Below are 23822 nucleotides of genomic sequence, written 5' to 3' on the forward strand. Positions count from 1 at the left end.
ATTGTTAATTCTTTTTTACAATTTTTATGTAAAAAAAGAAAGAGGTGGTTACTGTATGAAATGGTGGAAGTTAAGCGGACAAATTTTGTTACTATTTTGTTTCGCTTGGACAGGTGAATGGATTGCAAAACAGGCACACCTCCCAGTTCCAGGAAGTATAATCGGTATTTTTTTATTATTAATTTCATTAAAATTTAACCTAGTTAAAAAAGAATGGATACAGGACGGAGCAGATTTTTTATTAAAAGAACTTATTTTATTTTTCATCCCTTCTGCAGTCGCTGTCATACGTTACAGAGATACACTAACACAATATGGAATCGATCTCATTTTAATTATTATGATTAGCACTCTTTGCGTTACCTTAGTTACAGGACTTTTAACAGAATTGCTACTAAAGCGGAAAGGATCAACGCAATGATCGGATTTCTTTGTTTACTATTAACACTATTCACATATTGGATATCAAAAAAAATGTATCAACGCTGGAATTGGAGTCTACTTTCTCCTCTTCTCGTCTGTCCCATTATTTTAATTGCTTTATTGCTCGGATTAGATACACCTTATGAAACATATGAATCTGGTGGTCACTGGTTAACTGAATTATTAAAACCCGCAACAGTTGCTTTTGCATGGCCAATCTATAAATACTTTGATTTATTAAAGAAACATGGAATGGCTATCTTACTTAATGTCATTGTCGGTTCGTTTTTATCAGTCATTACTTCAGCACTACTAGCAAATTATTTTCAAATTGATTCATCACTAGAACATAGTTTAGCGCCACATATCGTAACAACACCAATCGCAATGGCTATTTCAGAAATGATTGGTGGTATGTCACAATTAACTGCTGTATTTGTCGTTTTAACTGCCTTAACAGGAGCATTGCTCGGTCCTTCTCTCATACGTATTTGCCGTATTAAAACAGCAATCGCAAAAGGTATTATGTTAGGAACGAGCGCAAATGGAACCGGTACATCAAAAGCATTCGAAATCGGTCCTGTGGAAGGAACAATTGCAAGTTTATCCATGCTTTTAACAGCAGGCGCTAGTTTGGTTATCGTTCCGCTTTTCTTGTCTTGGATACATTAAAGAAGCAAGTATTTACATACTTGCTTCTTTATTTATATATTGGCACAGCAATTCATAATCCTCTGGAAAAGCTAAACACAATTGTTCAACTTCATGTATCCCTTTCCAAGCAATTTCATGTATTAACTCATCAGGATCTTGGATTTTCATATTACCGCCTATTTGTTTAACAAAATAATAATGGACATACACTGGAATTCCGTATGTAATACCCTCTTTTTCATATATTTTATTTACAACTTCCACATTGTAACCCGTTTCTTCCCAAACTTCCCTGATACAACATTCTTCTAGTGTCTCTCCCTTTTCAAGTCCTCCACTTGGGACAGACCACCTTTTTTCTTCTCCCTCTTTGCCCTGCAATACCATTAAAACTTCATTTTTTTCATTTACACATACCGCTGCACTACCTATCCATCTCTCCATAAACATCCCTCCCCTACTAAAATTCGCCTTCTTTATTATTTTCCCCTTGAAAAAAAGAGGAAAATAATAAAACAACGACGAAAAGTTACATCAACTTCATAGACAATCCCTTCTTAGAAATTAAAACTGGAAGGATGAAAATATGATTTCTAATTATGTTGTGGAATGTGTCTTTTGTGAAGAAAATCGAAAACCTCGCCAAGCTATTGTCACAGTTCCCGCCACTACTCAGCTACTAGCCCTTGAAAAAGTGCGCGCGGAATGCAAACGTCGCTTCGGAAAAACTGTATTATTGCAAACAGAAATTAAAGAAGAAATAATTTTCGAACAAAAAGAAAGCTGACCATAAATTGGTCAGCTTTCATATCCGATCATATTTTCACATGAAGATTAGGGGCATCCTCTTTAAGGATCGGGATTTTCCCATTATGTACGTTCCATAATGGTCATCGAACAATATATTTCTATGCAATTAACTATTGAATAGAATAGGGCAAAACTTGTTCGCATTTTTAGAAAAGGGATAGGGATATAATTCAAGTAGTACTTCGAATACTCGAACTTTACACTCATAATATTAAAACAAATCCTTTTATATGGGAAATATGAATTACCTATATAATTCATTCGTAAAATATATTAATAGTTTGCTATATTAATTTTATCCCGCTATTTGTAGGCAGTAACCCCCTGCTGATTATAATTTCACTTTATTCCATCAATAGCATACATCCAGCTAAAACCGGTGTCATAATCATCGAAAACCTCAAAAGCGTTCGCGGTGCATAATTTGTAAACTTCGCACCAATGTATGCCCCTAACATGGTCCCAATCAATACTTGCAATAACAATATATAATCTAAATATCCTTCCGAACTATATCCTAGCCCGCCTCCAATTGCAATCGGTAATATAACAAGCATTGTTGTCCCTACAGATTGCTGAATCGTAAGTCCCAATAGAACCATTAATCCAAGTTGAATAAACGGTGCAGAACCAATCCCAAATGAACCAGCCATCATTCCAGTAACTAATCCAAGGCATACACATTTCAACAAGTATTTCACGGAAAACTCTTTATGTTTATATAAAGACGACTGTTCTTTTTTTTGGAACATAATTAATTTAATAAACATAAAAATTGCCGATAAAAATAACATCCCAGCTGTAAACCAATGAAGAAGATGTGCTGGTATAAGTGAACCAAATTTAGAACCAATATAAGAGCCAATTGCGCCAAATCCCCCAACAATCCCACCTATAATAAGTGCAACATTGCCTTCACGGTAATGACTTACAACACCTGATAATGTCGTAAATGCCATTGCAGTTAAAGATGTTGCAAGAGCAACATGAATAGGAATTTGGAATACCAAAGTGAGTATCGCGATAATAAATCCAGCTCCTCCAGCTCCAACAAATCCTAATAAAATACCCATTACTAACATTGTTATAATAATTGCCACAGACTTTCCCTCCAGTAACACAATTATCCATCATATTTATCCTTACATACAAATAAAAAGCATCCTAGACGGATGCTTTTTATTTCAATGATATGTACTTAATCTTGATTAATCAAAATAACTGCTGGACCAGCGACCACCACTCCAGCTACTTCTATCTTTTCAAATTCCTTTACTGTAATAGAGATAACTCCTTCTCTTTCCATCAATTCTTTACTCAGGACATCAGTCGGGATTGCTTTCACCGTCTTACCTCCTTTTCATTTATACAATATGATAAAATGAAACTTTAATCAGTGGGGGTTTTTTCCGTACTTATTAATTATTACCCCTCACCAATCGGACTAATAATCACCCAATGCATCTATATATATGCATCACCTCCGCTTTCATTCCTTATTCCACTCAAAAACCTTCTCCCCCTTCCGTGACATATTGAAAAATAAAAAAGAAGCTATAACATATAGCTTCCCTCTACATTTCTTTAATCTTTATGCACCGTATATTCCATGACTTTTCCATCTCTATCAAATTGGAAAACAAGCTGTTCGCTATCTATTGGAATAAAGCCACGTTCAGTCCCAAGATAATACAAAGTGATAACTCCTTCTTCCCCACTTCTCGTGTCCGTTGAAGCGCCTAACAATTGTGTAATTTCTTCATTTGATTTCCCTATTAATTTATATTTTTGTAATAGATCATCTACCATATGTATCCGTTTCTCTGCATGATTTAACCATCTATTTTGATTAAACTTTGACGTATATTCATTTACACTTAGTTGTACAGTGCATACTATTAATGGTATGAGTGCTACTATTAAAACCCCAGACATTTGCTTCTTTTCTTCATTACGATTTTTAGAAGCATATAAAATAACCCTTTGAACCATGACTAATAAAACAAATGGTATGAATACTACAAAAATGCTCCTTACACTTAAGGGCATATGGATCATATCGATGACGAATATAAATAGAATGTACATTACTATATACAAACAAAAATAGACATACAAAATGCCACGTAGCATAGCGCTCAGAAAGATCCCCCCTTTTAACTCACTATATAATTCATCCTGCTAATCATTTCTCGAATCTGTTCTAATTCTTGCACTGTATATACTATTTTCCCTGCTAAGATTTCATTTCTGAAGAACGTTACAATTTGCTCCCGATCTTTTAATCTAGGTGTTTCCTCACTAGAAAGATCTATTATTTCTTTTCCATTTTCATTATAAAAATATACAACTGGTTTTACCTTTTCTTTTATACTATTAGTCTGCATTTCTTTCAAACAATTGTATAAAATTTGAGATAGTTTCTTCGCCTTATATACTGGATTCCCTTCATTTTTCACTTGTATAGTTGACGAATCTTTACCTACTATATATTCAAATGTCTCTTCTTTTTCAACTTCTTGTTGATACTTACCCATTTCATCAATCATAAATGAATATATACCAGCATTTTCTTTCGTTAAACCATGAACTAATTTCTCTTCCCATTCTTTCGTCTCAAGTAGATAAATACCAGTTTTGCACAAGATGAGATGATGGATTCGATTATCGTTTACTTCACTATTATTTTTAATAAAAACATTCGGCATGATTTGAATTTCAGCATCTAATATGATGCCTTGCTCTATGAATCCTCGCTTCATATAATGTAATGTTTCGTACGTATTCATTTCAGCGCCGTTTTTAGTATATTCTCGTAAATTTGCAATTAATTTTTGAAACATATGTATTTCATTATTATGTTTATTTTGTATTTCACTACGTTCTTTACTATGCTGCACAGCTAATTGATTTTTCATCATACGCATATTTTCAATTTCTCTATTTGCACTTACTTGTAAATCATTGTATTTTTTCTGTTCCATATTTTTCAAATTATTTTGTTGTTCTGTATGCTCTATCACCGTAGCTGCAATTTCATTTTTATACGTTTCAATCGCTTGTTTCTTTTCAAATTCTACTTGCTGACTCTCTGATTCTAACTGTTTATTTTTATAAAACAGCACAAATACTACAGCTAATAATATTAAAACCGCACCTATTAGCACATAATTCATATTTTTACCCCTTTATTTCATTTTCGATTATTTTTTATAAATATATCTACTATAGTATACTATGGTTTCGATACAGACTTTGTAAAAGTTGTATATTTTTAATAAAAGGCACCTCTGACGGGGCACCTTTTATTTTCACTCTATTGTACACCATACTGAATATAACTTGGATCGTAGTATATCCATTGATTTGTCCCTAAGCAAAGCCATCCATCTTGCTTACTCCATACTCGATACGATTCACCATGATGTAACTGTCTTATAACATTTCCTTTTAATGATGGAGCATCACGCAAATTTACATTATCACCAGTAATAGTCGCCACATAATGTTTATACTGAATATAACTCGGATCATTATATACCCACTGATTTGTCCCTAAACAAAGCCATCCATCTTGTTCTCCCCAAACTTCATATGTTTCGCCACGATTCAATTGGCGAATTACACTAGACTGCAAAGATGGTCCACTTCTCAAATTCACATTATCTCCATTAATTATAGCAACCCCGTACACTGGAGTTGCATTATTAGGCGGAGAAACATTCCCTCCACCACTTGCTCCATTCCCTTGTAAAGCTTCTAGTGAAACTGCAGCTGATACATCACAATTTCCTACACCTGAAATTTGTCCAGAATCTGTGTACTGCCATGCTGTCCACGCTGTCCATCCACCAGCATCAGCAGGCGGTGTACTCGAGTATTTAGCAATCCAAAGTGGAATATCACTTAATCCGCTAATTCCGAACTCATTAATATACCAAACTCCTGTATATAACATTACATCTTTTCCAGTAGCCTGTTTCACATAATTTATGAAGCTTCTTGCCCAATTCGATATAGCGCTACCAGTTAAATTACTATTACTCGGATCTTTTGGTGATTCTAAATCCAGAACTGGCATTAAGTCTGTCTGGTTACTTTGTAATATACTCACAAAATATTTCGCCTCTGAAATTGCATCATTTTGTTCTGGACGTGCAAAATGGTATGCACCAATTAATACATTCGCACTTCGGGCTGCTTGTACATTTTTAGTAAAAGTAGGATCAATGTAATTTACACCTTCTGTCGCTTTTGCATACGCTGCTGGAATTCCAGATGCCTTCACTGCATTCCAATCAATATTCCCTTCCCAATGAGACACATCAATTAACGTAACATTTGAACTCGATCTGTTTTGCATATAAAATCTCCTATTAATTTTTTTACTTCGTATACATACAATATGTACAAATTTCATAAGAGGACACGACATTTATGCTATAGAAACAAAGAGTAAATATATTTTGTATACAAAATAAAAAAGACCTTGTATTTACAAGGCCTTTTGCAAACTCCCTTTATTTTGTAACAAGTACATATTATAATACAAACCTTGCTCACTTAGTAATTCTTGATGTGTTCCTCTTTCTACTATCTCTCCATCATGCATCACAAAAATTTGATCTGCATCTTGAATTGTAGATAACCTATGCGCAATGGCTATCGTAGTTCTACCTTTTCGCATTTGTTGCAACGCTGTTTGAATAGCCTCTTCTGTTTCTGTATCGATATTAGCTGTTGCTTCATCTAATACTAATACTTTCGGATTCGTTGCTATCGTTCTAGCAAAAGCAATTAATTGTCGTTGACCGCTTGAAAATGCTGCACCTCTTTCTACTACTTCTGTTTCATACTGCTCTGGTAACTTTTCAATAAACGTATTCGCTTGCACAAATCGAGCAGCTTCTTTTACTTCTTCATCCGTAATTTCTTCATTATACATACGAATATTTTGCTTTACATTTCCAGCAAATAAAAATGCATCTTGCAATACGAGTCCTATTTTCTTTCTAATTTCTCGTTCTTCAAATTTTTCTAAATCTACACAGTCTATTACAATATTTCCCGACTTAATATTATAAAATCGCATTAACAAATTCATAATCGTACTTTTTCCGCTACCAGTATGCCCAACAAAAGCAACCGTTTGCCCTTGTTTCACGTGAAATGATACATTTTTTAAAACGTCACGCTTTCCATCATATGAAAAAGTAACATTTTTAAATTCAATATCTCCATCGACAACTTGAGGATTCTCATTGCCTTTTTGAACCGGTGCTAAATCTTTCTCGTCCATTAAATGAAATACACGTGATGACGAAACAAGTGCCTGTTGGAAAAAGGACAATTTCATCATCATCTCATTTACAGGTTGGAAGAAACGATGTATATAGTTAACAAAAGCATATAAAACTCCTACTTCAACAGGGCTCTTTAAAGCATCAATCCCAAATAAACCTAGTACTAACGCAATAGCTACAATATGTACTAAATCCGTAGCTGGTCGTAAAAGTAATGCGTCTAACTTCAAAGTACGTCGCCCTGCACTATAATGTTTATTATTCACTTCTTCAAACTCTTTTCTCATACGTTTTTCTTGTCTGAACACTTGAACAATATTCATTCCTTGTATGGACTCGTTCAATTTTGCATTTAACACGCTTAGTTGATTACGTACTTCTAAATAAAAAGCTGCACTTTTCCGGCGATATAATACCATAATCGCGAACATTATCGGAATTAATATGAGAGAAAATAACGCTAATTTTACATCTAATAAAAACATCGCTATTAAAATACCTACTAAAAAGACTACATTTTTCACAAATGTTGATAATACACTGACATAAAAATCTTTAATCGCTTCCGTATCATTCGTTATACGAGATATGAGCGTACCAATTGGCGTACGATCAAAGAAACTTAATGACAGCTTTTGAACATGTTCATATACTTCAACTCGCATATCTTGAACAATCTTAAAAGCAATGTTCTGAAAGTACAATAGATTTAAATACGTAAATAATACTTTTAATAAATGAGCAACTATGTAAATTACAAATAAAGTAACGAGTGCTGATCGTTCAAAATCCCGCGGTACTAGGTGTTCATCAAGGAATTGTTTAATTAAAAAAGGCCCCATCATTTCCGTTACTGTCGCACCAACTAAAAAGATAAATGCTAAAGATAGCAACCCTTTATATGGCTTCATATAAGAAAGCAATCTACTTAAATCACTTCGCTTCTTCTCTACCATCATACGCCTCCTTTCTCGACTAAAGCTTCTAATTGCTGGCTTTCATACATTTCCTTATACCAGCCGTTTTCCTTCATTAATTCCTCATGTGTACCTCTTTGTACAATTCTACCTTCATCAACAACAAGAATAAGATTAGCATGCTGAATTGCACTTAATCGGTGTGCAGTAATAATCGTCGTTTTCCCTGCTCTTTCCCTCTTTAAGGCACTTAAAATTGTCTCTTCTGTTTTTGCATCTACCGCTGATAAACAATCATCCAAAATTAAAATTTCAGCATTTGTTAATAAAGCACGAGCAATAGAGATTCGCTGTTTTTGACCACCAGATAACGAAACGCCTCTTTCCCCTACTACTGTTTCATATCCTTCTGAAAATTGGAGGATATCATTATGAATACAAGCAATCTCTGCAGCTTGGGTAATTTCATTATATGTAGCATCCGCCTTTCCAAAGGCAATATTCTCACCAATACTTGCTGAAAATAAAAAATGATCTTGCGGCACATATGAAATGGCAGAACGGACACCATGAAGTGTTAAATCTCGAATATCTCGCTCCCCAACTTTTAATTCACCATTAAAATGATCATACTCACGGATTAAACATTTTAATAAAGTCGTTTTCCCTGCACCTGTACGTCCTACAACTCCTAGCGTTTCGCCCTTCTTCAAATCAAAGTGAATATCGTTTAAATGTAACAGTTCATTTTTCTTATACGAAAATGAATCAATGGCAAATGAAACATTACCGCTCGCTATCGTATGTACAGCATTTTCTCTATTTACTACATCTGATTTTTGTGAAAGAATTTTTTCTACACGGTCATATGAAGCACGCCCACGCTCCATAATATTGAACAACCATCCAAACGCTAACATTGGCCAAACGAGGGTACCTAAATATGTCGTAAATGTAACGAGATCACCTACTGTTAATTCACCTCTTACAACTAATACCGATCCGTAACATACTGCAATTAAAAAAGAAAATCCAACGATAAGAGCGATTGTCGGATCAAATAACGAATCAATACGTGCAACTAACACATTTTTATGCACAACATCTTCTGATTTTTTTCGAAACGCCTGCAAATCTTCTTTCTCTTGTCCAAGCGATCGAATCACTTTCATTCCACTCATACTCTCTTGCACTTTATCATTAATTTCCGAAAACGATTGCTGTGCTTTATGAAACCTTTTATGTAATAACGTTCCATAATAATTTGTCGAAATGGCTACAATCGGCATCGGAATTAAACTTAACAATGTTAACTTCCAACTAATTGTAAAACCCATCGCTACGAGTACACATCCCCCAACAGCTAATGAATCAACAAGCGTTAAAACACCCGCTCCAGCAGTTTGCTGGATTGCTTGAATATCATTAGTCGCATGTGCCATTAAATCACCTGTTCGATTTGACTGATAGAAAGATGGACTCATCTTTGTAAAATGTTCATATAAATTTTTTCGTAATTGGCGAGCTAATTTTAACGAAGACCCGAAAATCATAATACGCCATATGTAACGCAATATGTACATCGTAATACCTACAATTACTAATAGTACAACCCATTTTAGTAACTTATCGGTCGTCAATGTTTCATCATTAATTTCATCTACAACGATTCCAATTACTTTTGGTGCTACGAGCTCTAAAAGTGCAACGCCAAATAATAAAATAATTCCGGTTATGTACGCTCGTTTTTCTTGTTTAAAAAACCACGCTAAATTCATAAACACTTTCATTTTTTTCCTCCTCCCTTAAAATGAGCGATGTTTTCAGTTTACCAAAAATACAGAATTTTTAAAAGTTTTAAAAACTGTAACTAACAAAAAGAAAGACACTCTTAGTGAGTGTCTTTTAGCGCTTATTTCATTTGTTGCTTGTTCATCGCGCTCATCATTTGATTGATTTTCTTTTGGGAAGGTTTTTGTCCCATTTGCATCATCATCATTTTTAACATTTGTTCGTTAATTGGTGGATTTTTTTGTAAGTAATTCATCATGTATTTGCGGGCAATGAAAAATCCTAACGCCACGCCTGCTACTAGTGCTACTACGCCCACTAGAATACCTAACCAAATTGGCATATATTTTCCTCCTTCATGTTGTCTACCTTACAGTGTACTAAAACCTTTTCAATAAGACAAGATACAATTCGACATTTTTTACACATATGTTCGTACTTGTTTTAGAGGATTCAGCCATCCGTACTTTGTATTTTCATAATCCATAGCTAAAAATGTTAATTCACACTTTCTTAACACCTCAAAGAAAGTCGTTTCCATAGAGACATTTCCAGAGGTATTCATACGAATATAGTGCGGTTTCACCATTATTTCACCGTACTCCGCTCCCGTATAAAGTGTATGTGTATGATGTGTTCTATCATATTTACCAAGAACGCGCAAAGCTTGTTCTAATTTATGATGAATTTTCATTACTTGCAATGGTTTCGTTATATACATCATTTGTTTATATAACACTTTTTTCTCCGAAAGGGACCCAGATTCTGAAAATCGAGCAAATAAATCAAAAAACAAATATTCACGACCAAAATAAGATTTCGCAATATCCTCTTGAATTAAATACAATTCATACGTTTTCATTTTTCCCCTCCCAATCTGGACAACCTTTTCCCTTCATTATATATAAGAAAATTTGCAATGATTGTCTGACTGCGGAGAGATAAAAAACTTTTTCTGTCGAAAAAACTCATTTACATAGAAAAATCTCTCCATGCCGGAGAGATTTTTCTGAAATCATTAAAGCATTTCTTTTACTTTACGAACAACGTTCTCTACAGTAAATCCATACTCTTCCATAATCTTCTCACCAGGAGCAGAAGCACCGAATGTATCGATACCTAACACATCTCCTTCAAGACCTACGTAACGGTGCCATCCGAATGTAGCACCCATTTCGATTGCGAAACGTTTTGTTACTGCTTTTGGTAATACAGATTCTTTGTACTCTGCAGGTTGAGCTTCAAAACGATCCATAGATGGCATGCTGACAACAGCTGCGTCAACGCCGTCCGCTGCTAATGCTTTTTGAGCTTCAACAGCTAGGCTTACTTCAGACCCAGTTGCAAGTAAGATAACATCAGCCGTTTCTTTCTTGCTTGCAGAAACTACATATGCACCTTTTGCTACTTTTTCATACGTATCATCTTTTGCACCTTCTAATGTTGGAAGGTCTTGACGAGTTAATACTAAAGCAGTTGGTTTGTTTGTAGATTCTAAAGCCAGTCTCCAAGCTGCAACAGATTCGTTACCATCAGCTGGACGGATAACAGAAACGTTCGGCATTGCACGAAGCGCTGCTAATTGTTCGACTGGTTCATGTGTTGGACCATCTTCACCAACAGCGATACTGTCATGTGTGAATACATACGTTACTGGCAATTGCATTAATGCTGCAAGGCGAATTGCTGGACGTAAGTAATCAGAGAATACGAAGAACGTACCACCGTAAGTTTTTAAACCGCCATGTAATGCAATACCGTTCATTGCTGCACCCATTGCGAACTCACGTACACCGTACCAAATGTTTTTACCGCTGTAATCGTCTCTTGTAAAGTCTTTTTCGTTATTCATGTATGTTTTGTTAGAACCAGCAAGGTCAGCAGATCCACCGAAGAATGATGGTACAGACTCTGCAATTGCATTAATTACAGCACCAGAAGAATTACGAGTTGCTGCTTTTGATCCTAATTCATAAGTTGGTAAGTTTTGCTCCCAACCTTCTGGAAGTTGACCGTTCATTGCTGCTTGGAATTCGTTTGCTAATTCTGGGTATGCTTGCGCATATTCACCTAGCATAGTGTTCCACTCTGCTTGCGTAGTTTCACCAACATCTTGTACTGTTTTACGGAAGTTGTCGTATACCTCTTCTGCTACGTGGAAGTCTTGTTCAGCAGTCCAAGCATATGCTTCTTTCGTTAATTTTGTTTCTTCTACACCAAGTGGAGAACCATGTGAAGCTGATTTTCCTGATTTGTTTGGAGAACCGAAACCAATTGTCGTTCTTACTTCAATTAGCGTTGGGCGTTTTTCGTCAGCTTTCGCTTCTTCAATTGCTTTCGCGATTGCTTCAATATCGTTTCCATCCTCAACACGGATCACTTGCCATCCGTATGCTTTGTAACGATCTTCTACACTTTCAGAGAATGAACGATTTAAATCGCCATCTAATGAAATATCGTTTGAATCATAAAGCACAACAAGACGACCTAATTGTAAATGAGCAGCTAATGAAGATGCTTCAGCAGAAACGCCCTCCATTAAATCTCCATCACCACAAATAGCGTATGTATAATGATCTACTACATTATACGCATCACGGTTATATTTAGCAGCTAAATGTCTTTCAGCCATTGCCATACCTACAGCAGTTGCAATACCTTGTCCAAGTGGACCAGTCGTTGCATCTACACCAGCTGTATGACCGTACTCAGGATGTCCTGGAGTTTTGCTTCCCCATTGACGGAAGTTCTTTAAGTCATCCATTGTTACATCATAACCAGATAGATGAAGTAGGCTGTATAATAACATTGAACCATGACCTGCAGATAATACGAAACGATCACGGTTAAACCACGTTGGGTTATTTGGATTGTGTTTCATAAATTGAGTCCATAATGTATAAGCCATTGGTGCTGCACCCATTGGCATTCCTGGGTGACCAGAGTTTGCTTTTTCAATCGCATCGATGGATAATGTGCGAATCGTGTTGATAGAAAGTTGTTCGATTGAATGTGACATGCTATTCTTCCCTTCGCTTATATTAGTAAACGTTTTATACATTTATATGATAGCTTCCCACGCAAGATTATACAACATGTATCGACAAATATGTTGATATTTTTTTGATTTTTTATAAAAAAATCAATGTTTCCGGGAATGTATGGGCATTCAATATGACATACTTTTTCATTATTTTTATTTTAAAAAGAAAGAGAATTATCTGTATATTTATACAAATTTCTTCTATACTTACGTTTTTAAATACGTTTTTAAAAATATAAAAAGCATCTAACTTCGATGCTTTTCAAATAAGTTAAACAATCCGTTTGCGAATCGAACTTGAAATCAAATCAATTATAATTACCATTAAAATAATACCTAATAAAATAATCCCAACACGAGACCAATTCCGTGAACTCAGCGCAAAAATTAAAGGTGTACCAATCCCTCCTGCTCCGATAACCCCTAAAATCGCAGCGGATCGTACATTAATTTCAAATCTGTATAACGTATACGATAGAAAGTCTGGTAACACTTGTGGTAACACTGCATACCAAAGTATTTGAAAACGGTTTGCTCCTGTTGCTAGTAACGCTTCCGTCGGTCCTTTATCTATGTTTTCAATTCCTTCTGAATATAGTTTTCCTAACATTCCAATAGAATGTAATCCTAAGGCTAATACTCCTGCAAAAGAGCCTGGACCAACAGCTTTTATAAATAAAAGAGCCATAACTAATTCAGGAAACGTACGAACAAAACTAAGTACAAATTTTCCAGATCCTGAAGTTAATTTTCCACTACTCATATTCGTTGCCGCCCAAAAGGCAAACGGAACAGATAAAAATGCAGAAATAAATGTACCTAATATCGCAATTGCCAACGTATCAATTAATCCATGCAATAAATCTTCACCATCTGGCAAAGATACATACGACCAGTCTGGATTCAATACCCCTGTCATAATTGCTTTCGTGATTTCACCTGCTGTGTCCTTTATCCCTTCTAATGGTACTCCTGAAAAGGCCCAAACATAAACAAATGTAATTGCTATAAAAATAACCCAGCGATATACACTCAGTTTCTTCGGTTTTGGCACAATCATCGTCGTTCTATTCATTATAGTTTCTCCCGCAACAATGTACTAATGTAGTCAATTAACAAAACAACAATAAGGGTATAAATAATTATAGAAGCAGTTTGTTGATATTGTAAAAATCCAAGTGTACGATCATAATATAGTCCAATACCACCTGCTCCTACTAAACCTAGGACAGCCGCTGCACGTACATTCACCTCAAATGTATATAGTACATAGGAAACAAAGTGTGCTTTTACTTGTGGAATGACTCCATAAACAATCCATTGCACCTTAGTAGCCCCTACAGCTGTCATCGCTTCTAGTGGGCTAGGGTCAATTGATTCAATTGATTCATACAACAATTTCGCTACAAGTCCAATTGAAAAAAAAGTAAGAGCCAAAATACCTGGAAGTGGCCCAATTCCAAAAATCGCTACGAAAATAGCCGCCAATAATAAATCTGGTATCGTTCGTATAAAATTTAAAATCATTCGAGCTGGACTATATAAAAATGTGTTAGTAAACACATTACTTGCTGCAAACAATGCAAGTGGAATAGCTAAAATCGCTCCTAAGGTCGTCCCAATAATCGCCATACGTATTGTATCTAACATCGCTGTTGTAATAACTTGAAAATAACTCCAATCAGGTGGCACCATTTCTTTCAATAGATCTACCATATTTGGAAAACCGTCTACCAGTTTTGAAAATGATGCATCTACTTGTACACTACTACTCCACAGCATTAAAATAACTAAAATAAACGTTAACATATGTTTCAATTTACTCGGCGGCTTCGGTATTTCATTTGAATATATCGTCATGTCATTCATTTTACTGCCACCTCTAATAATTCGCTTTTCTGAGCAACGTCCCCATAAATTTCAGCAAATTTTTCATCCGTTGCTTCTTCTACTAAACCGTCAAAAACAATTTCTCCTGCATGTAATCCGATAATGCGTGTCGCATATTGTCTAGCCAAATCAATAGAATGTAAATTTACAATTGTCGTGATTCCAAAATCTTCATTAATTTTTTTCAAATCATCTAGCACTTGCTTTGTCGTAAGTGGATCTAACGATGCAACAGGCTCATCTGCCAATATGATTTTTGCTTCTTGCGCCAATGCTCTAGCTATCGATACACGTTGCTGTTGTCCTCCTGATAATTCATCAGCACGTGCATATGCTTTTTCTAAAATATTCACTCTTTTTAATGCTTGAAATGCGAGCTCCACATCTTCTTTCGGAAACAAACCTAACGTTGTACGTAGTGTGGAATGATATCCAACACGACCAGCTAATACATTTTTTAATACTGTTGATCGCTTTACAAGGTTAAAACTTTGGAAGATCATACCGATATCCCGGCGCATACGCCTTAATCCTTTTCCTTTCGCAGAAGTAATAGACTCACCTTCAATAATGATTTCTCCTTCGGTAATCTCATGAAGACGATTTACGGATCTGAGAAGTGTAGATTTTCCGGCTCCGGATAATCCGACCATTACAATAAACTCACCTTTTTGAATATTTAAATTTATATTATTCAATCCCTTTGTGCCATTCGGATACATTTTGGAAACATTTCGAAACTCTATCACACATCTTACCTACTTTCAATGTATTATCAATAACTAAAAAACGGCAAACTAACTGAAATCTCACACCTTCCAGCTAGCCGCCATTTCACTATGTATTATTGCGTCTTCACTGTCTTTCCATATTCACGAACAATATCAAATTTACTATCATCAGATTTAATATATCCTTCATGGGAATATACTTCTTTAATGATTTTACGGCCTTCCTCATTTTTTCCAATTTCAATGAAAGCATCTTGTAATTTCTTACTCCACTCTGCATCTAAATCCGAGCGTACAGAAATTGTATCGTTCGGAATTTTCTCAGTAAATTTCACTATTTTCGTTTGATCAAATATATTCGGATAATCTTTTTTTACAATATTACGAGCATCTTGGAATACAACAGCTGCATCTACATCACCATTTAAAAGTGCAATAAGTGACTGATCATGGCCTTTTAATGTAACAGGTTTCACATCCTTTAGCGGATCAATTCCCTCTTTTAATAGAACAGCTGCAGGCCATACATATCCTGCTGATGATGTTACATCTTGATAACCAATTTTTTTACCTTTTAAATCTTTTACACTATTTATATTAGAGTCTTTTTTAACAACAAACTCAGATTTATAATAGTCTACTAAATCTTTTGTAGGAGCTCCTGTTTCATCCTCTACTCCAAAACGTTGTGCTTGCAAAATTACATTAGCAGCCTTCTTTTCATGTGCTAACACGTACGCTGTTGGCGGTAAAAACCCTACATCTACTTGTTTAGATGCCATCGCTTCTACAATTGTATTGTAGTTAGTTGAAATACTAACTTTTACCGGAATATTTAATTTATCGCTTAATAGCTTTTCCAATGGTTTTGCCTTCGCCTCTAGCGTATCCGCATTTTGAGAAGGAACAAATTGAACATTTAAGGTCTTTGGTACATAACCTTTTTTCGTATCTTCATTTTTACTTGCACTTGATTCTTTCGCTCCGCAGCCACTTAATAATCCCGCCGCTAGTACAACTGTTGTACTCATTGCAAAAACTTTTTTCAACATATTATTGCCTCCATTTTTCTTGTTATGAAATAAGCTTCCGTAAACATGAAGAAATATATCACATATTTTGATGCACAATTTGTTATTTACAGAATCTTTACACATTCTATACATTCACATCAAAATTCACTTCACATATTTGATATGATGAATTGGAAGATAACAATAGAAAAGGTGAGTCATATTGGAACAAAATCAAACTGTAACTTTAAACATCTTATTAACAAGCGATATACATGGCACTGTTTATCCCATTTACTACCAAGATAACTCCCCGGCAGAACTTGGTTTAGCTAAAATTTCTACTCTTATAAAAAAAGAACGTTCCCAAAATACAAACGTTCTTTTAATTGATAATGGTGACTTCATTCAAGGAACACCATTTACTTATCATTATGTTACATACGAAAAAAACAAAAAAAACCCAATGTCCTTATTAGCGAATTACCTACAGTATGATGCTGCAGTTATCGGCAATCATGAATTTAATTACGGGATGGACATATTAAATAATGCTGTGACTACTGCGAACTTCCCGTACCTATCAGCAAACATTTTAGATAAAAACATAAAGAAACCCTATTTCGGAAAACCTTATATAATCAAACAGATTGAATCAAATATAAAAATTGCTATTTTAGGGGTAACAACACATTACATCCCAAATTGGGAACAGGCCCATCATATTAAAGATTTACTATTTGAAGATGCATTAGAGACTACAAAAAAATGGGTTTCTTATATTCACGAACACGAGAAACCAGATTTATTAGTCGTAGCCTATCACGGTGGATTTGAAAGTGATTTACAAACCGGGGAACCGACTGAAGTGTTAACAGGTGAAAACCAAGGATATGCAATGTGCCAGGAAATTGAAGGCATAGATCTTTTACTAACAGGTCATCAACACCGAGACATTTCTCACACAATGGCTAACGGTGTAACAATTTTACAGACCGGATGCAATGGACACTCAGTTGGAAAAGTAAAAGTAACATTCGAAAAAATGAAACATAAATGGGTGAAAAAAGAGAGTTCTTCTGAATTATTATCTGTACAAGGGGTTGCAGCGGACCAAGATGTACTTTCATTGGTAGCCGATTACGAAGAGAAAACACAAAAGTGGCTTGATCAACCTATTGGAATTATTGAGGGGGACATGCAAATTTCAGATGCTATGCAAACTCGTTTGCATGATCATCCTTTTATCGAGTTCATAAATAAAATACAGATGGATATAGCTAATGTATCAATTTCTTGTACAAGTTTGTTCCATAATACATCTCCAGGCTTCCCAGAACATGTAACAATGCGTGACATCGTTTCTAATTATATTTATCCAAACACATTAAAAGTAATTAGAATAACTGGAGCAGATATAAAAGATGCTCTTGAACTCTCTGCTTCTTATTTCACATTAAAAACAGATGGATCCATCATCGTAAGCCCTACCTACATAGAACCAAAGCCACAACATTATAATTATGATATGTGGGAAGGGATTTCATATGTATTAAACATTTCAAAACCAATTGGTGAAAGAGTAGAATCTTTACAGCATAAAAGTGCTCCTCTTAATATGAATGACGAATATGACGTTGTAATGAATAATTATCGTGCAAGTGGCGGGGGAAATTTCTTTATGTTTCAAAACAAACCGATAGTAAAAGATATACCCACTGATATGTCTGAACTTATCGCTAATTATATATTGGAACATAGAACGATAGAAGCAACCGTTAATAACAACTGGAAAGTTATTAAATAAGGATTTTTACAAATAAAAAAGATGGGCTTCGCCCATCTTTTAATTTAATTTTGCATTATCTTGCTTTTTTAAAGCTTTTAATTTCGTCGGTGTAACATCTGTACCTTCTTCGTTAACAACTTTAATACCTTTAAGTTCGTTTAACATATTTTGACGAAATCCTTTTAAATATTGTTCACGTAGCGATTGACGCTCACGTTGCTCTTCTTCAGTTAAACCTTCAGCTTTTGCTTTTTTCGCTAAGAAGTTAATGCGTTCAACGAGTTCGTGATTAATCATCTCGAATCCCCCTTCTAATCAAAACTGATTATTATCATACAATAGTTACTCTTCTTTATCAAGCAATTGCTTCGTATACTCTACATATCTACGATGTACAGTCGCCTTTGAAACATTATGACCAAATCCACGTAGTGTTGCTGCAATTTCTTCAAACGTGAGTTCACTTTTTCGCAAACGTACAATTTCCTCAATTGGCACTTCTTTTTTCTCTCTTCCTACACTTAAATGACGATTTTTTAAATTATTTTCTGGACGATAACCTTTTTCTACTGCACGTTGCATACCTCGTTTAATTTTCAAGTTATGAATCTTCCTTTGATATTCTTCAACAATACCAATAATATCTAATACCATCGAATCAGAATCCGACAATTGTAATTCACCATTATGTGTATGTGTATATACTTTTATGCCTTCTTTATGTAAACAATGCATTAATGCAATCTTCGCATTCCCTCTACCAAGGCGCGTTTCATCTTGTATAAGTAACACATCAATTTGTTCGTCCCGAATTGTATCTAACACCTCTAATATACCGTCACGTTCAATTGTATACCCACTAGCCTGCTCTTCAATCACCTTAGTAACATTCATTTGATAGCGCTCAGCTAAATGCAATAATTCATCTTTTTGACGTAATAATGATGTTTCTTGCGCTTCTTTCGTTGTACTCACACGTGCATAAATAATTGCATTCATTTTGAACCCCTCTTTCTCCCTATCATTTCCCTATAGTGTAACATAAATCTGCCATTTGTTCGAACTTATGTTTGTAGAATGTTTTTTCACATGTTATACTTATTAATAAGAAAAATGAAAGAAAACGAGGTGTTAGAAAACATGGAAAAGTTAACGAAACGCCAGCAAGACATTCTCGACTTTATTAAGCTAAAAGTACAAGAAAAAGGATATCCACCTTCCGTACGTGAAATTGGTCAAGCAGTCGGCCTCGCTTCTAGTTCTACAGTGCACGGACATTTATCACGATTAGAAGAAAAAGGATACATTCGACGCGATCCAACAAAACCACGTGCCATTGAAATTTTAGGCGAAGACCGAATGGATACGGAAACACAATCTGTTATTCAAGTTCCAATTGTCGGAAAAGTTACTGCTGGTTTACCAATTACAGCGGTCGAAAGCGTAGAGGAACATTTCCCACTTCCAGCTAGCATTGTTTCCGGAGCAGACCAAGTGTTCATGTTACGTATTTCTGGAGATAGTATGATTGAAGCTGGTATTTTCGATGGAGATTTAGTTGTTGTTCGCCAACAACAGTCTGCATATAATGGTGAAATTGTAGTCGCTTTAACAGAAGATAACGAAGCAACTGTTAAACGTTTCTATAAAGAAAAAGACCATTTCCGTCTACAACCAGAAAACTCTTCATTAGAACCTATCATTTTAAAACAAGTGTCAGTTATCGGGAAAGTAATTGGCGTATATCGTGATTTACATTAAAAATAACAAAAAGAAGATAATTACCTTATTTATATACGGTAATTATCTTCTTTTTGTATTTTGATAGATTTCCATGCACTCTATTTCTTATTAACGAGTTTCAATCGTGACATCTCCAGCAGCCGTTTTACCGCTAATCTTTTTACTACCATTTCCAATTGTTACGTTATTATTTTCTTCATTAAAAATTGTTACATCTCCGGCAGCACTTTGCCCAGTAATTACCGCATCTTGTGGTTTTTCCGATAAAGTAATATCTATATCTCCCGCAGTTGAACTTGCTTCTAGATTATACTTAGAATCATGATCTTGAATATTTATTTCCCCACTTGTTGTTTTTGCGGTCACTTTCCCTATTACTTTTTTAAAGTTCACCTCACCAGCTTTTGTAGATCCCTCCACATTCTTAGACGTTACTTGTTTCAGCTCTACTTCTCCAGCAAGTGTTCTAACACTTACACTATCACTTTTCACATCACTCATTTCGATTTGTCCAGCAGATGAATTTACTTTTACATCTTGATAAGAGCGTTCGGGCACAAGGAGAGTCAATTTAGACGTTTGGAACCTAAAATCGTAAAAAGAAAAATCAAATGAAGCACCTTTTTCTCTTTCCCCAATAATTTTTAATGTGTCACCATCTTCTGCAATACGAATCACTTGTTTACGTACATCTCCTGATTGCTTTACATAAAAAGAAGAGTCAGGAGATTTTTGGATAACAATATCTCCGGCATCTAACTTAACTTCTATATTTTTTAATGTTTCGTTTTTAATTACATCTTCTTTATCGCCTTTTTCAGCAGTTTGTACTGCTTTTTCATATGTTTGGGAAATTCCTATTACTCCAATAATGATACAAGCGATAGCGATTAAAAATAGTTTTTTCATCATTTACTCTCCTTTTATCATTTTGAAGTTCCATATTACGTATCGTACACACAATCTCTTAAACCACTTTGTACTATAAAAAGCGATAATACATAACAACAAACCTACTCCAACAAACGTTATACTAACGAAAAGATCCAACCATATAAAAGTACCCATAAATACTTTTCCAATAACGAAAAATGGTGTTACTACACTAGCAATACCACCAATCCAAAAAGAAAATATAAAAGCAATAATTGCGACTAACGGGCCTAACACAATAATAAAATTAAACAAACTAAGTCCAATCGCTGCCATAACAGCTCTTGTCACATTTGAAGTCGATGGATTTTTTTTCATTTCATCGAAGCGATACATCGCAAGTAATTCTTTTGCGATTACTTTCGGAGAACCAAGGCCCTGTATTATTTCTGATTCAGTTTTCCCCTCTTCTAGTCCAAACTGAAAGTGCTCTTCATAATCCAATAAAATATCTTGCCTCTCTTCCTCTGGTAACTTTCTAAGATAACTTGATAATTCTTTAAGAAACCCTTCTTTACTCATCCCATTCCACCCCTTCAATAATTTCTTGTACCCCTTTCGCAAAATCACGCCATTCTGTTACTAACAAATGAAATTGCGTCTCCCCTTGTTCTGTTAATTGATAATATTTACGAGGTGGCCCTTCCGTAGATTCCTTTAAATACGTTTGAAAATACCCTTCTTTCGTCAAACGACGTAACAAAGGGTATACTGACCCTTCCGATATTAAAAATTTATTAGAGATTTGCTGAACAAGTTCATAACCGTAACTATCTTTACGTTTTACAAGTGCTAATACACAAAGTTCAAGCACACCTTTTTTAAACTGAACGTTCAAGTGCCATCCTCCTTCCCTATCTCAGTACTGTTCAATACACGGTACCTGATTTATCCATAATATACCACTTAGTATTATTTATTGCAAGGTACTAAGCTATATTTATTCCCTAAATTTAGAAAGCGAACTAACGAATCCCTGAATAAGACTGTGTTATAACTAAGCATCCTTCAAGGTTTCATTTCATTTACATTAAATATTAGACTTCATTCACTCTTTCCTCTTGAAGAATCCACCACAACCTTATTCACTATAGCTAATGAGAAAAAGCCCCAATACTTATCGGTATTAGGGCTTTTTCTCATTATTATATATTAATTGAATTTCTATTTGAGAACCTACATACGCGACAAATAATTTAATATCATATTTTATTTCTCATCCCCGTTTCCCAATATTTTTTGCTTAACATCTGATAAATCCTTTGACAACGAACTAAATGCTTTTGCTTGTTCTTCAATGACCTGTTGATTTTTTTCAATAACTTTTTGATATTGTTCTTCGCGCTGTTCATTCTTTTTTTGCGTAGTAAACAGCATCCACACAAATAAAGCTGCGAATGCTCCTTGTTGAATCATTGAATTGAAGATTTGTTCTTCCATCGTTCTCATCTCCTTTTCAAAAATTAAAAAGAATCACACGAGTGACCCTACTCTAATATCCTTATCTCACATTAAAATGTTCTTCTTTTACCCATGTATTTTGTCCAATATCGATATAACCATCTTTTCTTGCAAAAATCCCATATGGATAAGATCCATCTACATTTCCTTTATAATTTCCATTTGGACCATCATATGTGTTAATACCATAACCTGCTGGATATTTTGAATAAGCATGGAACCACTCTACTTCAAAGTGTTCTTCTTTTGCCCATGCTTCCCAACCTAGGCACAACATATTTTCATTCCCACCATACCAAGCAGCATCTATAATTAAATATGGCATTTTTGTATTAATGACATGACCTGTGAACCAGGCATCTTTTCCAGGGCCACTATATAAATTGATACCCGATCCTTCTGGGTATTTAGACGTTGCGATACCTAGCCCTTTTGGTTGTAGTGGTTTATTAGAAGGATCTGTTGTACCACCACCGTCTCCTTTTCCTAAGTAATCTAATGGATTCACAGCATTACTCTTATTAACGTTCCAAGACCCTTTATGCAATTCAAAATGTAGATGTTGACCAGTAACTTCTCCCGTGCTACCCATAACTCCAATAGTTTGTCCTTGCGTAACATAATCACCTTCTTTCACCGTTCGAGAACCGCTACGCATATGAGCATATACTGTTTCCCATGTACCCCCATCAATAGTGTGCACAATCATAATACATTCACCATAACTAGATGAAACATAAGAACGACTAACTCGTCCGCTAGCCGCTGCATAAATCGGATGATAACCCGATTCAGCCAGATCTATCCCATGATGATCTGGTCTACTCCCCCTAAAACCACTTGTTACTCTCGTTGTATCGGTTGGATAAATAAATTTCGCCATAATAATCTTCCTTCCTATTTATAAGTGATATAAAAAGGCACTTAAAAAAGCACCCTTTCATAACATTTTTTCTTTATATTTAAATTTAATATTTATAATCGCAGAATAAGAAACCCTTTGTTATTACCTTACATTAAAATGTTCTTCTTTTACCCATGTATTTTGTCCAATATCGATATAGCCATCTTTTCTCGCAAAAACGCCATATGGATAAGATCCATCTACATTTCCTTTATAATTTCCATTTGGACCATCATATGTGTTAATACCATAACCTGCTGGATATTTTGAATAAGCATGGAACCACTCTACTTCAAAGTGTTCTTCTTTCGCCCATGCTTCCCAACCTAGGCACAACATATTTTCATTCCCACCATACCAAGCAGCATCTATAATTAAATATGGCATTTTTGTATTAATGACATGACCTGTGAACCA

27 protein-coding genes and 1 pseudogene are annotated in these 23822 nt (G+C 35.1%); 5 read left to right on the forward strand and 23 right to left on the reverse strand.

Annotated elements, in window-relative coordinates; translation table 11 throughout:
- Positions 1 to 55 precede the first annotated feature (55 nt).
- Positions 56 to 421 (forward strand): CidA/LrgA family holin-like protein, encoded by a 366-nt coding sequence (locus tag DOS87_RS20540; protein ID WP_000872365.1) that lies wholly within the window; start codon positions 56 to 58, stop codon positions 419 to 421.
- On the forward strand, positions 418 to 1095 hold the full coding sequence (locus tag DOS87_RS20545; RefSeq protein WP_000578954.1) for an LrgB family protein: 678 nt from the start codon (positions 418 to 420) through the stop codon (positions 1093 to 1095). The genes DOS87_RS20540 and DOS87_RS20545 overlap by 4 nt, the downstream gene beginning before the upstream one ends.
- 12 nt (positions 1096 to 1107) lie before the next feature.
- Here DOS87_RS20545 and DOS87_RS20550 read toward each other — a convergent pair whose 3' ends face one another.
- A complete protein-coding gene (locus tag DOS87_RS20550) occupies positions 1108 to 1521 on the reverse strand; it encodes an NUDIX hydrolase (protein ID WP_000442973.1) in 414 nt (137 codons plus the stop codon).
- 142 nt (positions 1522 to 1663) lie between these two features.
- Here DOS87_RS20550 and DOS87_RS20555 point away from each other — a divergent pair, with 142 nt between their 5' ends.
- On the forward strand, positions 1664 to 1864 hold the full coding sequence (locus DOS87_RS20555) for a DUF3903 domain-containing protein (protein ID WP_000625226.1): 201 nt from the start codon (positions 1664 to 1666) through the stop codon (positions 1862 to 1864).
- A gap of 367 nt (positions 1865 to 2231) precedes the next feature.
- Here DOS87_RS20555 and DOS87_RS20560 read toward each other — a convergent pair whose 3' ends face one another.
- The 14 genes from DOS87_RS20560 to DOS87_RS20625 form a co-directional block, all read right to left on the reverse strand.
- A complete protein-coding gene (locus DOS87_RS20560; protein ID WP_000974664.1) occupies positions 2232 to 2987 on the reverse strand; it encodes a sulfite exporter TauE/SafE family protein in 756 nt (251 codons plus the stop codon).
- 98 nt (positions 2988 to 3085) lie between these two features.
- Entirely contained in the window at positions 3086 to 3232 is a 147-nt protein-coding gene (locus tag DOS87_RS20565) for a BC1881 family protein (protein WP_000644411.1), read from the reverse strand.
- A 239-nt stretch (positions 3233 to 3471) separates the two neighbouring features.
- Positions 3472 to 4020: a hypothetical protein gene (locus DOS87_RS20570; RefSeq protein ID WP_000943748.1), complete on the reverse strand. Its 549-nt coding sequence runs from the start codon at positions 4018 to 4020 to the stop codon at positions 3472 to 3474.
- A gap of 23 nt (positions 4021 to 4043) precedes the next feature.
- Positions 4044 to 5063, reverse strand: a complete 1020-nt coding sequence (locus DOS87_RS20575; protein ID WP_017763516.1) for an NERD domain-containing protein — start codon at positions 5061 to 5063, stop codon at positions 4044 to 4046.
- Positions 5064 to 5203: 140 nt separating this feature from the next.
- Positions 5204 to 6250 (reverse strand): GH25 family lysozyme, encoded by a 1047-nt coding sequence (locus tag DOS87_RS20580; protein WP_001181414.1) that lies wholly within the window; start codon positions 6248 to 6250, stop codon positions 5204 to 5206.
- A 132-nt stretch (positions 6251 to 6382) separates the two neighbouring features.
- Complete coding sequence (locus DOS87_RS20585; protein ID WP_208730122.1) at positions 6383 to 8146, reverse strand: ABC transporter ATP-binding protein; 1764 nt, start codon at positions 8144 to 8146, stop codon at positions 6383 to 6385.
- On the reverse strand, positions 8146 to 9897 hold the full coding sequence (locus DOS87_RS20590) for an ABC transporter ATP-binding protein (protein WP_000862447.1): 1752 nt from the start codon (positions 9895 to 9897) through the stop codon (positions 8146 to 8148). The genes DOS87_RS20585 and DOS87_RS20590 overlap by 1 nt, the downstream gene beginning before the upstream one ends.
- A 122-nt stretch (positions 9898 to 10019) precedes the next feature.
- A complete protein-coding gene (locus DOS87_RS20595; protein ID WP_001123317.1) occupies positions 10020 to 10241 on the reverse strand; it encodes a YneF family protein in 222 nt (73 codons plus the stop codon).
- 78 nt (positions 10242 to 10319) lie between these two features.
- A complete protein-coding gene (gene sirA / locus DOS87_RS20600) occupies positions 10320 to 10760 on the reverse strand; it encodes a sporulation inhibitor of replication protein SirA (protein WP_000860652.1) in 441 nt (146 codons plus the stop codon).
- A 156-nt stretch (positions 10761 to 10916) separates the two neighbouring features.
- Positions 10917 to 12917 carry a transketolase gene (tkt, locus tag DOS87_RS20605; RefSeq protein WP_000019774.1) on the reverse strand — a complete coding sequence of 667 codons (2001 nt, stop codon included), beginning with the start codon at positions 12915 to 12917 and terminating at the stop codon, positions 10917 to 10919.
- 295 nt (positions 12918 to 13212) lie between these two features.
- Positions 13213 to 14016 carry a phosphonate ABC transporter, permease protein PhnE gene (gene phnE / locus DOS87_RS20610; RefSeq protein ID WP_001082385.1) on the reverse strand — a complete coding sequence of 268 codons (804 nt, stop codon included), beginning with the start codon at positions 14014 to 14016 and terminating at the stop codon, positions 13213 to 13215.
- Positions 14016 to 14810 (reverse strand): phosphonate ABC transporter, permease protein PhnE, encoded by a 795-nt coding sequence (gene phnE / locus DOS87_RS20615; protein ID WP_000999244.1) that lies wholly within the window; start codon positions 14808 to 14810, stop codon positions 14016 to 14018. Before phnE (DOS87_RS20615) ends, phnE (DOS87_RS20610) begins: the two co-directional genes overlap by 1 nt.
- Positions 14807 to 15580 (reverse strand): phosphonate ABC transporter ATP-binding protein, encoded by a 774-nt coding sequence (gene phnC, locus DOS87_RS20620; protein WP_098578353.1) that lies wholly within the window; start codon positions 15578 to 15580, stop codon positions 14807 to 14809. The genes phnE (DOS87_RS20615) and phnC overlap by 4 nt, the downstream gene beginning before the upstream one ends.
- Before the next feature lie 95 nt (positions 15581 to 15675).
- Complete coding sequence (locus DOS87_RS20625) at positions 15676 to 16614, reverse strand: phosphate/phosphite/phosphonate ABC transporter substrate-binding protein (RefSeq protein WP_000915042.1); 939 nt, start codon at positions 16612 to 16614, stop codon at positions 15676 to 15678.
- A gap of 184 nt (positions 16615 to 16798) precedes the next feature.
- Between DOS87_RS20625 and DOS87_RS20630 the strand changes: the two genes are divergently transcribed.
- On the forward strand, positions 16799 to 18382 hold the full coding sequence (locus DOS87_RS20630) for a bifunctional metallophosphatase/5'-nucleotidase (RefSeq protein WP_000437463.1): 1584 nt from the start codon (positions 16799 to 16801) through the stop codon (positions 18380 to 18382).
- Positions 18383 to 18421: 39 nt separating this feature from the next.
- Here the strand turns inward: DOS87_RS20630 and DOS87_RS20635 are convergent, their stop codons facing one another.
- Together DOS87_RS20635 and DOS87_RS20640 are read right to left on the reverse strand one after the other, a co-directional pair.
- Complete coding sequence (locus DOS87_RS20635; RefSeq protein WP_000607015.1) at positions 18422 to 18661, reverse strand: DUF896 domain-containing protein; 240 nt, start codon at positions 18659 to 18661, stop codon at positions 18422 to 18424.
- Between the two features lie 45 nt (positions 18662 to 18706).
- A complete protein-coding gene (locus DOS87_RS20640) occupies positions 18707 to 19363 on the reverse strand; it encodes a YneB family resolvase-like protein (RefSeq protein ID WP_000991471.1) in 657 nt (218 codons plus the stop codon).
- A 141-nt stretch (positions 19364 to 19504) separates the two neighbouring features.
- Between DOS87_RS20640 and lexA the strand changes: the two genes are divergently transcribed.
- Entirely contained in the window at positions 19505 to 20125 is a 621-nt protein-coding gene (lexA, locus tag DOS87_RS20645) for a transcriptional repressor LexA (protein ID WP_000413739.1), read from the forward strand.
- Between the two features lie 90 nt (positions 20126 to 20215).
- Here the strand turns inward: lexA and DOS87_RS20650 are convergent, their stop codons facing one another.
- The 6 genes and pseudogenes from DOS87_RS20650 to DOS87_RS20675 form a co-directional block, all read right to left on the reverse strand.
- Complete coding sequence (locus DOS87_RS20650) at positions 20216 to 21019, reverse strand: DUF4097 family beta strand repeat-containing protein (RefSeq protein ID WP_000976234.1); 804 nt, start codon at positions 21017 to 21019, stop codon at positions 20216 to 20218.
- Positions 21020 to 21562, reverse strand: a complete 543-nt coding sequence (locus DOS87_RS20655) for a DUF1700 domain-containing protein (protein WP_000031383.1) — start codon at positions 21560 to 21562, stop codon at positions 21020 to 21022. It abuts the gene before it with no gap.
- The gene (locus DOS87_RS20660; RefSeq protein ID WP_001102628.1) at positions 21555 to 21878 is read right to left on the reverse strand and encodes a PadR family transcriptional regulator; all 324 of its coding nucleotides are present in this window, start codon (positions 21876 to 21878) and stop codon (positions 21555 to 21557) included. Before DOS87_RS20660 ends, DOS87_RS20655 begins: the two co-directional genes overlap by 8 nt.
- A 371-nt stretch (positions 21879 to 22249) precedes the next feature.
- Positions 22250 to 22480 carry a BhlA/UviB family holin-like peptide gene (locus DOS87_RS20665; RefSeq protein ID WP_000392443.1) on the reverse strand — a complete coding sequence of 77 codons (231 nt, stop codon included), beginning with the start codon at positions 22478 to 22480 and terminating at the stop codon, positions 22250 to 22252.
- Positions 22481 to 22541: 61 nt separating this feature from the next.
- Positions 22542 to 23384 carry a M23 family metallopeptidase gene (locus DOS87_RS20670; protein WP_001051370.1) on the reverse strand — a complete coding sequence of 281 codons (843 nt, stop codon included), beginning with the start codon at positions 23382 to 23384 and terminating at the stop codon, positions 22542 to 22544.
- A gap of 123 nt (positions 23385 to 23507) precedes the next feature.
- A pseudogene (locus DOS87_RS20675) lies at positions 23508 to 23822 on the reverse strand (lysozyme family protein); the annotation flags it as partial.

It is taken from the genome of Bacillus sp. CR71 (assembly GCF_003429245.1).
GTDB lineage: Bacteria > Bacillota > Bacilli > Bacillales > Bacillaceae_G > Bacillus_A > Bacillus_A thuringiensis_S.